The sequence below is a fragment of the Roseomonas sp. KE2513 genome (genome assembly GCF_016107305.1).
Lineage (GTDB): Bacteria > Pseudomonadota > Alphaproteobacteria > Acetobacterales > Acetobacteraceae > Roseomonas.
This window is the reverse complement of record NZ_RCVR01000005.1, coordinates 166,487-180,785: the sequence shown is the minus strand read 5'-3', so window position 1 is coordinate 180,785 and position 14,299 is coordinate 166,487. Positions and strand designations below refer to the sequence as shown.

General features: G+C 69.6%; 12 protein-coding genes. 6 read left to right on the top strand and 6 right to left on the bottom strand.

What is annotated here, in order from left to right:
• Nucleotides 1–2: 2 nt before the first annotated feature.
• Genes D9599_RS07420 through D9599_RS07405 form a run of 4 tightly spaced genes read right to left on the bottom strand, consistent with a single transcriptional unit; the run spans nt 3 to nt 2,737 of the window.
• The gene (locus D9599_RS07420; protein ID WP_198380580.1) at nt 3–671 is read right to left on the bottom strand and encodes a MotE family protein; all 669 of its coding nucleotides are present in this window, start codon (nt 669–671) and stop codon (nt 3–5) included.
• Nucleotides 671–1,087: a DUF6468 domain-containing protein gene (locus D9599_RS07415; RefSeq protein WP_198380579.1), complete on the bottom strand. Its 417-nt coding sequence runs from the start codon at nt 1,085–1,087 to the stop codon at nt 671–673. Before D9599_RS07415 ends, D9599_RS07420 begins: the two co-directional genes overlap by 1 nt.
• Nucleotides 1,084–2,148 (bottom strand): flagellar motor switch protein FliM, encoded by a 1,065-nt coding sequence (fliM, locus tag D9599_RS07410; protein ID WP_198380578.1) that lies wholly within the window; start codon nt 2,146–2,148, stop codon nt 1,084–1,086. The genes D9599_RS07415 and fliM overlap by 4 nt, the downstream gene beginning before the upstream one ends.
• Before the next feature lie 10 nt (nt 2,149–2,158).
• Nucleotides 2,159–2,737, bottom strand: a complete 579-nt coding sequence (locus D9599_RS07405; RefSeq protein WP_198380577.1) for a flagellar basal body-associated FliL family protein — start codon at nt 2,735–2,737, stop codon at nt 2,159–2,161.
• A gap of 224 nt (nt 2,738–2,961) precedes the next feature.
• Here D9599_RS07405 and D9599_RS07400 point away from each other — a divergent pair, with 224 nt between their 5' ends.
• From D9599_RS07400 to D9599_RS07375, 6 genes are all read left to right on the top strand, one after another.
• Entirely contained in the window at nt 2,962–3,708 is a 747-nt protein-coding gene (locus D9599_RS07400) for a flagellar hook-basal body complex protein (protein WP_198380576.1), read from the top strand.
• A 128-nt stretch (nt 3,709–3,836) separates the two neighbouring features.
• Nucleotides 3,837–4,622 carry a flagellar basal-body rod protein FlgG gene (gene flgG / locus D9599_RS07395; protein ID WP_198380575.1) on the top strand — a complete coding sequence of 262 codons (786 nt, stop codon included), beginning with the start codon at nt 3,837–3,839 and terminating at the stop codon, nt 4,620–4,622.
• Nucleotides 4,619–5,581, top strand: a complete 963-nt coding sequence (gene flgA / locus D9599_RS32235; protein ID WP_198380574.1) for a flagellar basal body P-ring formation chaperone FlgA — start codon at nt 4,619–4,621, stop codon at nt 5,579–5,581. The genes flgG and flgA overlap by 4 nt, the downstream gene beginning before the upstream one ends.
• Before the next feature lie 11 nt (nt 5,582–5,592).
• Nucleotides 5,593–6,342 (top strand): flagellar basal body L-ring protein FlgH, encoded by a 750-nt coding sequence (gene flgH, locus D9599_RS07385; protein ID WP_198380573.1) that lies wholly within the window; start codon nt 5,593–5,595, stop codon nt 6,340–6,342.
• Nucleotides 6,343–6,768: 426 nt separating this feature from the next.
• A complete protein-coding gene (locus D9599_RS07380; RefSeq protein ID WP_198380572.1) occupies nt 6,769–8,514 on the top strand; it encodes a GAF domain-containing protein in 1,746 nt (581 codons plus the stop codon).
• 53 nt (nt 8,515–8,567) lie between these two features.
• Nucleotides 8,568–8,771 carry a hypothetical protein gene (locus D9599_RS07375; protein ID WP_198380571.1) on the top strand — a complete coding sequence of 68 codons (204 nt, stop codon included), beginning with the start codon at nt 8,568–8,570 and terminating at the stop codon, nt 8,769–8,771.
• 296 nt (nt 8,772–9,067) lie between these two features.
• Here the strand turns inward: D9599_RS07375 and D9599_RS07370 are convergent, their stop codons facing one another.
• Nucleotides 9,068–12,802 (bottom strand): S-layer family protein, encoded by a 3,735-nt coding sequence (locus D9599_RS07370; protein ID WP_198380570.1) that lies wholly within the window; start codon nt 12,800–12,802, stop codon nt 9,068–9,070.
• A 440-nt stretch (nt 12,803–13,242) separates the two neighbouring features.
• Nucleotides 13,243–14,280 carry a polysaccharide biosynthesis/export family protein gene (locus D9599_RS07365; protein ID WP_198380569.1) on the bottom strand — a complete coding sequence of 346 codons (1,038 nt, stop codon included), beginning with the start codon at nt 14,278–14,280 and terminating at the stop codon, nt 13,243–13,245.
• Nucleotides 14,281–14,299 lie beyond the last annotated feature (19 nt).

The following is a 14,299-nucleotide window of genomic DNA, read 5'->3' as shown; positions in this document are numbered from 1 at the left end:
TTTCAGTCCGTCCGGTTTGTGGCAGCGCGGAGCCGGGCCAGCTCCGCGGTCAGGCTTCTTGCCCGATCGGGCCGCATGGCGCCGATCACGGGAGCGGCCTTCGCCTCCCGCATACGGTTCACGATCTGAAGGAGCACGGGCATCTCCAGCTCGTCGAAGACGGTGGCGGCGTCGCGGGGGCGCATCGCCTCGTAGGTTTTCACCAGGCCGCGCCAGCCGGCCTCCTCGCGCTCGCCGCGGCCGCGCTCGAGCGTTTCCAGGCGGGCCTGCAGGGCGGCCATTTCCTCGAGGCGCGTGGTGAGGCGGCGCTCGGCGGCGGCGAGGACGGATTCGCGGGCGGCGAAGGCGGCTTCCTTCGCCTCCAACTCGGAGCGGCGCTCGCGCAGGCGGCCGAGGAGGGCGCGCTCGGCCTGGTCCACCGGGTCGGGCGGCACGGGCTCGGGCAGCGGCGCCGGCGGGGCTGCGGCGCGAGCGGGCGCGGGGGCCGGCGGGGGCGAGGAGGCGGCGGCGGGCGAGACGAGCACCGCGCCGTTGGGGGCCGCGCTCAGCAGGGCCTGGGCCTTCACCAGCGCGAGGACCGCGCAGGTCGCGAGGATGAGGGGCAGCAGGCGCGGCTTCGCGCGGGGGAGCCGCGCGGCGAGGCCGCGCTTCGCTGCGACGGGGGCTGGCATCAGCGGGCCTGCCTCAGCGCCTGGAGGAGGTCGCGCTCGGCCTGGCTGCGCGCGGGTTCCTCGGCCGGCGCGGCGCCGGGCGGGCCGGCGAGCGGGCGGGCGCGGCGGACGGCGCCCTCGAGGCGGTCGGCGAGGCCTTCGGCGCGCTCGATGAGGAAGCGGAGGTCGTCGCGCAGGGCCTCGGCGGCGGCCGCCTGGCGGGCCTGCACCTCGAGGGAGGAACGCAGCGCGGCGAGGACGGACTGCGCGCCGCGGGCCGCGGTCTCGACACCCTCGGCGCCGTCGTTCAGGGCGGCGCGGTCGCGGCGAATGGCGGCGAGGCCGCGCTCGAGCCGGAGGGCGAAAGGAATGGCGGCGAGGAGGAGGACGAGCAGCGCGCCCTGCAGGATCCACTCGATGATGCCCATGACGGTCATGCCGGCTCCTCCGCCTCCATGCGCTTCAGTTCGCGTTCGATCTTCACGGCGAGGCGGTTCTCGCGGCGGCCGAGCATCGCCTCGAAGAGGGAGACCTCGCCGCAGCGGAGCACCACGGGCGCGCCGGGGCCGACGTTCAGCGTGATGCGATCGCCGGGCTTGAGGTTGACGACGGCCGAGAGCGGGAGTGGCTGGTCGTCCAGCACGACGTCGAGGGCGACGTCGGTGTGGCGCAGTTCGTCGGCCAGGTGGTTCTCCCAGATGGAGTCCCGACCGAACTTCTCGCCCATGAACTGCTGGAGGAGGAGTTCGCGCACGGGCTCGAGCGTGGCGTAGGGGAGGAGGAGCTCGACGCGGCCGCCACGGTCCTCCATCTCGACGCGAAGCTTCACGAGGATGGCGGCGTTGGAGAGGCGCGAGATAGCGGCGAAGCGCGGGTTGACCTCCAGACGCTCGAACTGGAACTCCACGGGGCAGAGGGGCTCGAAGGCCGCCGAGACGTCGCGGAGGATGACGCCGATGAGGCGCTCCACGAGCGTGCGCTCGATCGTCGTGTAGGGACGGCCCTCGATGCGCATGGCGGCGGTGCCGCGGCGGCCACCGAGGAGGACGTCCACCACGGAGTAGATCATCGCGGAGTCGACGACCATCAGGCCGTAATTGTCCCACTCCTTCGCCTTCGTGACAGCCAGCATGGCGGGGAGCGGGATGGAGTTGAGGTAGTCGCCGAAGCGGAGCGAGGTGATGCCGTCGATCGAGACCTCGACGTTGTCGGAGGTGAAGTTGCGGAGCGTGGTGCTCATCAGGCGCACGAGACGATCGAAGACGATCTCGAGCATCGGAAGGCGCTCGTAGGAGACGAGGCCGCTGCTGATGATGCGCTCGATGCCGGACTTCGCGCCCTCGGCGGGACCGTCGTCGAAGCCGAGAAGGCTGTCGATCTCGGCCTGGTTGAGGACGCGGGCGGCGTCGGCGCCGGAGGTCGCCGCAGGTGCGTCGTCGCCCTCCTCGTCGAGGGAGGCGCCCCAGGCGGCGGCGAGATCGTCGTCTTCGGTGCTCATCGACCCGCCCTCACTGCACGATAAGTTCGACGAAGAGCACGTCGAGCACCTTGCCCGGGCCGACGGCCACCGAGGCGCGGTTCCGCAGTTCCTCCCGCAGGCGGTAGGTGCCCTGGCTGCCGCGCAGTTCCTCCGGCCGCATCTCCCGCAGGTAGGTCTGGGAGAGGTCGAGCAGGCGGGGCATGGCGGCGTTGGTGGCCGCGATGTCGGCATCCGCGGCGAGTTCGAGCTTCGCGCGGAGGCGGATGAAGGTGGCGCGGCGGCCGGTGACGTTGAGGTTGGTCAGGACCTCTGGCATGTCGAGGAAGACGTTGCCGCGGCCGGCCTGCGCGCCGGCGGCGTGGCCGGCAGCCGCCGGGGCGCCGTGGCCTGCGGCGGGCGCGCCGTGGGCGCTGGGCGCGGCGCCGTGCGCGGGGGCTTCCGCCGCGTGGTCGCCCGACTTGCCGAAGGGCAGGAGGCCGCTGAACCAGAGGCCCGCGCCGGCCCCGCCGAGGAGCAGCGGGACGAGGGCGATGACGATGAGCTTCTTCTTGCCGCCCTTGACGGAGGCCGCCTCCCCCTCATCCGCCGTGATCGCCGCGCTGGACATTGTCGTCGGGTGCTTCCTGCCGTTCCGATGAGGTGATCCTGACCGGATGCGGTTAACGGAGGGTTGCACCGGGTGCGAATGGCCGCCTGACCGGCAGTTCTTGCCGGATGGGCGGCAGCGAGGGCGGGCCGGGGCGCGAGAAGGAGTGGCACGCGGGTTGCGCCAACGGTTCTGAAACCTTCGCGGCGCATGGTGGCGCCCCTGACGCAGGAGGCGGACGGAAGATGGACAATGCCGGCTACATCGCCCTCTCGCGGCTGGTGGCGCAGAATCGGTCCACGGCCGTGCTCGCGAACAACATGGCGAATGCGGAGACGCCGGGGTTCCGCGCCATCCGGCCGGCCTTCGCCGATCACCTCGAGCGCCAGAGGGGCGCGCAGTCGGTGCCCGGCGGCGAATCGCTGCATTTCTCGGAAGACCGCGCGGCCTGGCGGGACGAGCGGCCGGGGCCGGTGCAGATGACGGCGAATCCGCTGGATGTCGCGATCTCCGGCGAGGGGCTCTTCTCCGTCGGGACGCCGCGGGGGGAGCGCTACACGCGGGCGGGGCGGTTCAGCCTCGGGCCCGAGGGGACGATCGTGGACATGGAGGGAAATTCGCTGCTCGACACCGGCGGGAATCCGCTGCGCGTCTCGCCGAACGACACGCGGCTGACGATCAAGGGCGACGGCACGCTGTCGAGCGAGAACGGAGAGATCGGGCGCATTCGCGTCGTGCGGTTCGCCGAAGCGCAGCGGCTGGTGCCCGAAGGCGACCGGCTGCTGGCGGCGGCGCCCGGGCAGGCGCCGGAGACGATCGAGCGGCCGGCGGTGGTGCAGGGCGCGCTGGAGGGAAGCAACGTGCAGCCGGTGCTGGAGCTGACGCGGCTGACGGCCGAGATGAGGGAGTTCCAGTTCATGGCGCAGTTCGTGGAGAAGGAGGGCGACCGCGTTTCGACGGCGGTCGAGCGCATCCTTCGGAAGCGCAGCTGATGAGTGGGTTCGGGATCAGGGGCCGGTCTTTGCCGAAGGGGGAGCGGCAGCCGGCGCGCGCGCTCTGGACGGCCGGCCAATCGTCAATGAAGCAGTGCCGGCGGTCGCCGGTTGGGGAGTTCTAGCGGATGCGCGCGCTCTGGACCGCCGGCACGGGCATGATGGCCCAGCAGACGAATGTCGAGGTCATCTCGAACAACATCGCGAATATGAGCACGACGGGATTCAAGCGCCGGCGCGCGGAGTTCCAGGACCTGATGTACCAGAACATGCGGCGCGTGGGCTCGCAGTCCTCGGATACGGGGACAACGCTGCCGTCGGGCGCGCAGGTCGGGCTCGGCGTGCGGGCGGCGGGCGTGTACCGCATCCACGAGCAGGGGAGCCTGCAGCAGACGGAGAACAAGTTCGACATCGCGATCCGCGGCAACGGGTTCCTGCAGGTGCAGCTTCCCTCGGGCGAGACGGCCTTTACGCGGGACGGCACGCTGGGGCTTTCGCCCGAGGGCGTGATCGTGACGGCGGAGGGTTATCCGGTGGCGCCAGGGGTCACTATTCCCGCCAATGCGCGGGACGTGACGATCAACGGCAACGGTGAGGTGCTGGTCAAGCTCGACGGGCAGACGGCGGCGCAGAATGTCGGGCAGTTCCAGCTTGCGATTTTTGCGAACGAGGGCGGGCTGGAGGCGGTGGGCGACAACCTGTTGATGGCCTCCGCCTCCTCCGGCGCGGCGCAGCAGGGGGCGCCGGGGGCGCCCGGGTTCGGCAACGTGATGCAGGGCTTCGTCGAGACATCGAACGTGAACGTGGTGCAGGAGATCACGAGTCTCATTACGGCGCAGCGCGCCTATGAGATGAACAGCAAGGTGATCACGGCGAGCGACGAGATGCTCAACACCGTGGCGCGGCTGCGGTGAGCGCGGTGCGGGGGGCGCTTCTCGCGGTCGGGCTGCTGCTGGCGCCGCTCTCGGCGCGGGCGGATCTCGCGCTGCTGCGGCCGGTGGCGGTGGTGGAGGATGCGGCGATCCGGTTGTCGGACCTGTTCGACAATGCCGGGCAGAACGCAGCGCGGGTGGTCGGGCCCTCGCCCGCGCCGGGGCGGCGGATCGTCGTGGAGCCGGCGCAGCTTCTCGCGATCGCGCGGGCGAATGGCGTGCTGTGGCGGCCGCTGACGGCGGCGGACACGGTGATGGTGGAGCGGCCCGGGCGCGCGGTGCCGCGCGACGAGGTGCTGGACCTGCTGCGCGCGGAGTTCGGGCGGATGGGGCTCGACCCGGCGGCGGAGTTGGAGTTGCCGGGGTTCCAGGCGCCGATGGTGCCGCTGGCTTCCTTCACGCAGCTGGCGCTGGAGCAGCCGGCCTTCGAGGCGGCGACGAATCGCTTCTCGGCGACGCTGGTTGTCGTGGCGGAGGGAGTGCCGACGCTGCGGCTGCGGCTGGCGGGGCGGGCCGTGGCGACCTCGGTGGTGGTGATCGCGACGCGGCGGCTGGCGCTGGGCGAGGTGGTGCAGGCCGAGGACCTGCGGCTGGTGCGGCAGCGGGCGGAGCGGGTGCGGCCGGGGCTTGCGACCGATCCGGGCCAGGTGGTGGGCAAGGCGTTGCGGCGGCCGGTGGCGGAGGGGCTGCCCTTCGCGATGGTCGATCTTTCGGCGCCGGCCGTGATCGAGCGGAACGCGACGGTGCTCATGCTGATCGACGGGCCGGGGCTGAGCCTGACGGCGCAGGGGCGGGCGATGGCGCCGGCGGCGCGAGGCGAGGTGGTGCCGGTGATGAACCTTTCCTCCCGCGCGATGGTGCAGGCGGAGGCGATCGGGCCCGGGCGTGTGCGTGTGGCTTTTGGAAGCGTGCCGAGCGGCAGCGTGCCGGCGAACCGGTGAGGAGGGGTGCGATGACGAAGCTCGCCAGGATTTCGGTGGGGCTGCTGATGGGGGCGCTGCTGGCGGGCTGCGGCTCGGTCGAGCGGCTGGCGCGGGTGGGGCACGCGCCGGAGCTGGCGCCGATCGCGGATCCGACGCGGGATCCGGACTACCGGCCGGTCTCCATGCCCATGCCGTCGCCGCAGGACTCGCGGCAGCTCGTGGCGAACAGCCTGTGGCGGCCGGGGAGCCGCACCTTCCTGCGGGACCAGCGGGCGGCGGCGGTGGGGGACCTGATCACGGTTCTCGTCGCGATCAAGGATACGGCGCAGCTCTCCAATTCCTCGGAGCGGTCGCGCGGGAATACGGAGAACATGGGGCTTCCGCGGCTGATGGGGCTCGATTCGTCCTACGCGCGGCTGCTGCCGAGCGGGATCGATCCGACGAAGCTCGTGGAGGCGAATTCGGCCAATACCTCGAACGGCGACGGCAAGATCCAGCGCAACGAGGCGGTGACGATGCGGATCGCGGCGACGGTGAACCAGGTGCTGCCGAACGGGAACCTCGTGGTGGGTGGGCGGCAGCAGGTGCGGGTGAACCACGAGATGCGCGACCTGACGGTTGCGGGAATCATCCGGCCGCAGGATATCGCGAGCGACAACACGGTGCAGCACGACCGGCTGGCGGAGGCGCGGATCGCCTATGGCGGGCGTGGGACGATCAGCGACGTGCAGCAGCCGCGCTATGGTCAGCAGCTGCTGGATGCGATCCTGCCGTTCTAGGGAACACGGTTCCGCTTTGAGGGCGATTTCTGGAGCGGATCGCGGTGGGCGGCTGGCTTCCGGAATGCGACGATACAGGAATGATCAGGCGCGCTTCCTGCTTCGTCGGCGAGCGTTGCGTAGCGGCCTCTTTCCAGCACTCGCCCCAAGGGATCAGGGCTCCCGGGTTATAGGCCGTTCACGAAAATTGGTGGCGGCAGTTCGGGTCGCTCCCTTTGGCCACGGCTCTCGTCGGCTGCGGACCGGGCCGGGCCACTGGAGCAGTGTTAAGGATAGGGAAGGACCCTCGAGGTGGGATCAACTTGTCGTCCAAGTTGGATCGACCTCTCGGCAGCTCGACTGGACCGGGCTTTCCGGACAAGCGTTACTGTTTCCATGGGGAATCGCGCGACGTGGGGCCTTTCCTGGCCCTTTCAGGACAGCGAAATGGCAGGGCGTATCCGGGCCCATGACTGGGCTGCCGGGCCGCTTGGTCCAGTCGAGGATTGGCCGGAGCGCTTGAAGCTCATGGTCGAGTTCGTGCTCGCAAGCCCATCGGTCTCCGCTCTGGTTTGTGGGGCGGAGCTGATCCTGATCTACAATGATGCGGCGGCGCGGCTTTATGGCGAGCGGCACCCGGCCGCGCTGGGGCAGCCCCTGCCCGCCACCTTTCCGGAAGGCTGGAGCACGGCGAGGACTCTCTACGCCCGCGCCTTCGCGGGCGAGGCCGTGCAGGTTACCGGTCAGGCACTGGGCAGGGCTGGCGAGGAGGCAGGCACCGGCCTGTTCGACGCCACGCTCACCCCTGTTCGCGACGACGCGGGCGATGTCGTCTGCGTTCATGTGGCCGGACATGCGGTCGGCGCACAGGGGCGGTCCGACGAGCGTCTCGAGCGGAAGAATGCGGTGCTCGACGGCATCAACCGGATCTTCAAGGAGGCGCTGACCGCCGCCACGGAGGAGGAGCTCGGCCAGGTCTGCCTTGCCGTGGCCGAGGAGGTGACGGGGAGCGCCTTCGGCTTCATGGGCGAGATCAACTTCAGGACGAATCGGCTCGACGATCTCTCCGTCAGCGAGCGCGGCTGGCAGGCCTTCTCCATGGAGGATCCCTCCTTCCCGAAGGGGAAGGCGCCGACGGGGCTGAAGCTCCATGGCATCTACGGTCGGGTGCTGTTGGACGGAAAGGGGCTGATTGCCAACGATCCCGCGTCGCACCCCGACCGGATTGGGACGCCCAAGGGACATCCACCGCTGAGATCATTCCTGGGCGTGCCGCTGATCCATGCCGGGCGCACGATCGGGATGCTGGGGCTGGGCAACCGCGAGGGCGGGTATCGTCCGGAGGATCTGGAGGCGGCCGAGGCGCTCGCCCCGGCCATTTTGCAGGCCCTGTTCAGCAGGCGTATCGAGCAGCGGCTGCGCGAGAGCGAGGAGCGGCTTGCCACGGTCTTCCATGTCCTGCCGGTCGGCATTGGCGTGCTGGACAGCCGCGGCGACCTCATCCTTTCCAACCAGGAGATGCGCCGCTTCCTGCCAACCGGACACATGCCTTCGCTCGACGAGGCGCGCCGGGAACGGTGGCGTGCCTACCAGCCGGACGGGCGCCGCATGGAGCTTTCGGACTTCCCTGGCTCCCGCGTGCTGCGTGGCGAGCAGGTCCTGCCCGGATTGGAGATGAGCTACGCACAGGAGGACGGCCGCGAGATCTGGACCCGGGTGGCCGCGGTTCCCATCAAGGATGCGCTGGGGAGGGTCAGCGGGGCGGTCGCGGTCATCACGGATATCGATGCGCTGAAGCGCAACGCCGCGATGCTGGAGCAGAACCAGGAGCGGCTTCAGGTCCTGGTGGCCGAGCTGCAGCACCGCACGCGGAACCTGCTGGGGGTCGTGCGCACCATTGCGCGCCGGAGCCTGGGCACGTCGGCGGCGCTCGAGAAGTACGATGCACGCTTGTCTTCGCTGGGCCGGGTGCAGGGCTTCCTCTCCCGCGCGCCGGCCTGGACGGTGCCGCTGGCCGACCTCGTGGCCGCCGAGCTTGCGGCACTGGGCGCCGGGCGGTCGGAGCGGGTGATCGTCGGCGGGCCGGCGATCGATCTGCCGGCGGCGCAGGCGCAACTCTTCACGCTGGCACTGCACGAGCTGGCGACGAACGCCCTCAATACGGGGCCCTGCGCCAGGCGGAGGGACGCCTGACCGTCTCCTGGCACATCGCGCTTGAGGAGCCGGGCCAGGCGCCCTGGCTCCATGTGCTGTGGCAGGAAGCGGGGGTTGCCATACCTGGCGGCACAGGGCTCCGGCCCGGGGGCTTCGGACGCGAACTGATCGAGCGCGCCCTGCCCTATCAGCTCGGCGCGAGGACGAGCTACGAGCTGGGTGCGGACGGGGTGCGCTGCACGATCGCTGCTCCCCTCGCCAGCGAGGCAGGGCGGGGAGCGGCTAGCGCTGGCTGATCAGGGCTTGGCTTAAGGCCCGGGCGGCCCTGCGGGGGTGGCCAGATCAACACCGGGAGGGGCGGTTCCCTGGGGCGGTCGCGGCCATGCGGCCCGAGGCCTGGGCGGGTCTTCCGTTGCGCCCGCTCTCCTTCGCTCCTGGCCCGGGCGCCGGCGCTGCTCGGGGGGAGGCGAGCCTTGCCGCAGGCCCCCTCCCCGCTTCAGCACATCGGCGTCCTCACGGGCGCGGCGCCTGCCTCCCCTCCCCCGGGATGCGCCGACCGGCGTGCCGGCGGAGGTTTCGCCGGCGCGGCGCGTCAGAGGACGATGTCCGTGGCGACGATCGTGTGTAGGCCGGTGAGGACGAGGGAGAAGTCGGCGGCGAGGTCCCCGTTGGCGTTCCCTTCGACATAGGTTTCGCCGGTCGCCGCGTTCTGGACGGCGCGGAGTTGTCCCGCGCCCGTGAAGGCGGCCGTTCCAATGAAGACGAACTTGTCGTTAGTGCTCGTCGCGGCGATGGCGTCGATCTTGGAGACGTCGATCTTGTCGCCGGCCGTCCAGTCCGAGATGACGTCTGAGGGCAGGCCCGTTGCGCCGCCGCCGATTTCGGCGGCCGTGCGGAAAAGGAACTTGTCGGCCCCCGCCCCGCCTGTCAGCAGGTCGCGCCCGGCGCCGCCCTCGATGACGTCGTCTCCGCCCATACCGAGGATGATGTCGTTTCCGTCCCCGCCGACGAGCGTGTTGATGCCGGCGTTACCGGTGATCCGGTTGTCGGCGGCGTTCCCGGTGCCGGAGCTGTCGGCCGTGCCCGTCAGTTCGAGGTTTTCCACATTGGACTTGAGGGTGAACTTGCCGGTGCCTGAGAAATACACAAGGTCCGTGCCCTCCCCGGTCTTCTCGGTGATCACGTCGCTGGTGCTGTCGGCGTAGAAGGTGTCGTCGCCGATGCCGCCGTAGAGGGTGTCGTTCCCTGCCCCGCCGATCAGCGTATCGTTGCCGGCGCCGCCGTAGAGGGTGTCGCCGCTCGCGCCGCCGTCGATGATGTCGTTGCCGGCCAGGCCATCGATCCGGTCGGCCAGGACGGTGCCGGTGAGGTTGTCGTCACCGGCCGTGGGCGCCGTGCTGACGGGCGCGCCATCGTCGTTCTGGATGGTTCCCGTGGCCGTGGCGGTGCCGATGGTGGTGCCGGCCGAGGGCGAGGCGAGCGTGAGGGTGAAGGTCTCGTCCGTCTCCGCGAGCAGGTCGCCTGCGACGCTGACGGTGATGGTCTTGCTGGCTTCGCCGGCGGCGAAGGCGACGGTGCCGCTCGGCAGGGTGCCGCCGAAGTCCGCGGCGTTGGCCGGGTTGCTGCCGCTGCCGGCGACGGCCCAGGAGGCGCTGCTGGTGCCGCTGAGGTCGCCCGTGCGGGTGACGGTGTAGGTGAAGGCGGTGCTGCCGCTGTTTCCTTCCGCCTGGCTCAGGGCGCCGGAGAGGGCGAGGCTGGGACTGGGCAGGGCCGCGTCGTCGTTCTGGATGGTTCCCGTGGCCGTGGCGGTGCCGATGGTGGTGCCGGCCGAGGGCGAGGCGAGCGTGAGGGTGAAGGTCTCGTCCGTCTCCGCGAGCAGGTCGCCTGCGACGCTGACGGTGATGGTCTTGCTGGCTTCGCCGGCGGCGAAGGCGACGGTGCCGCTCGGCAGGGTGCCGCCGAAGTCCGCGGCGTTGGCCGGGTTGCTGCCGCTGCCGGCGACGGCCCAGGAGGCGCTGCTGGTGCCGCTGAGGTCGCCCGTGCGGGTGACGGTGTAGGTGAAGGCGGTGCTGCCGCTGTTTCCTTCCGCCTGGCTCAGGGTACCGGAGAGGGCAAGGCGGCTTGCGGTGAGTTCGGCCGCCGCGAAGGTCGTTCCGGCGAAGCTGAGGAACTCGACGTCGATGAGCGTATCCGTGCCTTCGGCCGAACTGACGATGATCGATCCGCCTGAGCCGCGGGAGATCGTGACGTCCTCGCGCGCGGCGGAGAAAACGGCGGTGTCCGTCCCGCCCTCGCCGGAGATCCAGTCGTCACCGGCGCCGCCGATGATCCTGTCGTCGCCAGTACCGGCCCAGACGGTGTCGTTCCCCTCCTGGCCATCGACGGTATCGTTGCCGGCGAGCGCGTAGATGGTGTTGTCCTGGTCGGTGCCGGTGATGGTGTCGTTGCCGGTGGAGGGCGCAACCGGGATGGCGCCGCCGAAGATGATGCTGATGGGGCGGGTGTTGGTGTAGTTGCCGTAGACGTGGAGTGCCTCGCCGCCGAGTGCGCTGAGCCCATCGTAGGATACGCTGAAGGTCAGGAGGTCGCCGCCCGCGAGCGGGCCGTAGCTCCGGTCGAAGAGGCCCGTTCCGCTGAGGCTGGCACTGCCGTCGCCGGTCAGGTCGGCATCCACGATGCCCGAGATGGTGGCGGCGCCCTCGGCGCCGAGGTTTCCGATCGCGAAGGTGGCCTGGGCGGCCGTGCCGGTGACGAAGTTGATGTAGTAGGTCTGCACCCCGTTCACCATGCCGATCAGCTTCAGCTCCTGGCCGGACACGCTGACGGCGCCGAGGATGGCGCCCTGGCCGATGGTCGCCCCGGGGCCATAGGTCGCGCTGCTCTCAAAAGCTGCCTTCCAGGCGTCGATCGTCTTGTAGCTCGTGCCCTTGTAGAGCCAGGCCGAGCTGGCGTTCCCGTCGGCCGCGTAATAGTTGTTGCCGGCGATGCTCGTCGTGCTCGAGCCCGCGCTGACGGCGAGGAAGGAGTCGGGGGTGCCGGTAAAGGCCACCGTGTTGCCGATGATCGTGGCGTTGCTGGCGTTGTAGGCGCTGTCGGACATGTCGCCGATATTGATGATATCAGGGTTGTATCCGCCGTCCTGGTAGCTTGTGTTGTAGAGGAACTGAACGCCGGTTCCGCCCTTCTGGTAGAGGCTTTTGCCGGAGGTATGCGTATCGGTGTTGTCGAAGACGAGGGTCTCGCCCGACATGCCTTTCAGGACGTAGGCGAGATCCGTGTAGTCCATGCTGTTGTCGTAGACCTGGGCGCCGTTCTGCCAGCCGACGAGGATGCCGTGCAGCTTCGACCCTTCTGAGCCGGTATCGCCGATGCCGGTATTCCCATAGATCTGGTAGTTATTGACGTGGTTGCGCGCGGTGGCGCCCGGGTCTGAGTCGGCACCGACAAGAATGATCTTGCTCGCGTCGCCGTCGATGAAGTTGCGGAGCGTGTTGTATCGGATCACCCCGTTCGAGGCGTCGTAGGGGGTGGTCGGATCGACAGTGACAAGGATCGTCGTGCCGATCTGGTCGCTTGTGGTGCCGGTCTGCGTGATGTCGTTGTGCTCGATCAGCGGATGCGCCACGTCGGTCAGGCGGATGCCGTAGTAGATCCCTGCGGCGCCCGCGGCGTTCAGGTTGGCCGTCACGCCGGAGATCACGACCGGGACGTCGTGGCCGTCGGCGTTGATGGTGGCGATGCCGCCGAAGCCGGAGCGCGCGACGCCCGGAAGGTTCACCGTTCCGCCCGTGATGGAGACGGAGCCTTCCACCAGGGCCTGCACGTTGATCATCGAGAGGGCGGTGGAGCCGGAGAACTGCACGTTTTCCAGGTTGAAGTGCGCGTGGGTGCCCGTGCTGACCCCTTGAATGCCGTAGCTGACGGGGTTGACGAGCTTCGTGCCGTCGAGGTGGAGGGTGTACGCGGTTGGCTGGTCGTTGACCGTGATGAGGGCGGCGTTCGCGTTGATCCCGTCGATGATGATCTTGCCGAAGGTGACCGTGCCGCCGTTGTCCTCGGAAATCCCGATCACCCGTGACTGGCCCGTCACGCCGCGGATGGTGGCGCCGTAGTCCGTGACCGGCAGCCAGGCGACAGAATTCGAGATAACCAGCGTCTTCGCCGGGGAGTAGACGCCGTCGTTCAGGTAGACGGTGTCTCCATCGGCCGCTGCGGCGTTTGCCTTGTCGATCGTCGCCCAGGGGCGTTCCCGCGAGCCATTTCCGGTCGTATCGCTGCCTGCGGGAATGCCGTTCGCCGCGGCGGCTGAAACGTAGATGGTGCTCATTTCCGTATCCCTGGCGCCGGATGTGGCTGCGGCGAGAAGTGTTGATCCGCGGCGTCCGCCTTCAGGGCAGAAGCCGCTTGCGAACAGGCCTGCAGGCCGTGCTCAGCCCGGCCGGGCATCAGCCGTGAATGCTCCCGACCAGCATCTTCGCTCCCCGCTAGGCTCGCCGTGGTGAACAGACATCCGCACGACAGGCCGAGAGGTTCTGAATGCCGGGCATGCTCGCTGCACGGCCGTCGTGCTCGAATATTCACGCATCGTCGCAGCTCAGGAGACATCCGGACATCGCAATCCGCTCCAGAAATGCCCCTCAAAAGGAATGCGGTCGCGCAGCGCGGGCTACGCCTGGGACGGCTCGCGGCGCCGGTGGTTCAATGTACCTGTGCCGGGCTCCGTCGCTTCCGGTCCAGATCGGAAACGACGGGAAGTGGTGCCGGGCGCTACAACCCACCGATGGAAGCGGCGGACGTAGACAGGGAGAGGAGGTGGATGAAGGGGGCGACAACCTTCTGCGCCTCCCAGACGGGTGCGTTGCTGACGTAGAGGATGTCGTTCGGGAGCACGGCAAAGCTATGGGCCAGCAGCATGGATTCGCCACGTGACATATCAAGGTGGAACACGGTCGGCTGCGCCGCCGTCCCGCCAGTGGGGCGGAAGACGAAGACGCCGGCGGGATCCGCCCTGCTGTCGTTCAGCCCGCCGGCCGTGCCAAGCGCGTCCAGCATGCTCATGCGGGAGAAGGTCATCGTCTGCAGTCCTGGCCGCAGCACCGAGCCCATGACCAGCAAGCGCTTCTCGTTCGGCTCCAGGATCACCTGGTCTCCGGCAGCAAGGCGAAGGGAGGGCTGTGACAGGAGTTCGAGATAAGGCAAGCGGCGGGGGGATGCTTGCTGGCTATAGATGACGGCATCCAGTGCCTGCGCGGGCTGCGTGGGGCCGCCGGCACGCGCCACCGCGTCCAGAACTGTCAAGGGGCCGTCCAGCAGCGTCACGCGGCCGGGTGTCCGCACCTCGCCCGATACCAGCACGGAGTGATGGGCGCTGCTGGCGAGCTGCACATGAACGCGCGGATCGACGGCCGTTCCCGTCAGGGCGCCGGTGATCCGCGCCGCTGCCTGGGCAAGGGTGAGCCGGGCAACCTGGACCCGCCCGGCATAGGGAAGCGTCACCGCGCCGCCCTCGTCCACCCGAACCCCCGGGAAGTTGCTGCCGCCTGTGGAAGCGGGGGCGAAGAGGCCACCGTCGCTGCGCTCGAAGATCACGATGTTGAGGACGTCGCCGGGCGCTATGCCGAACTGGTCCGGCCGCGCGCTCGCTCCGGTGGCGTCGCTGCGGGAGCGCGCGCCGAAGGTATAGGGGCGGATCGTGGATGCCGAGATCTCGATGACGTCGTAGACTCTTTCGTTCGGCGGGGGTGAGAGAATGGCCGAATAGGTCGGTCCGCTACGCGCGGTGAGTCCGCAGGCCGCCAGCGACATGATAAGTCCCAGGCAGAGT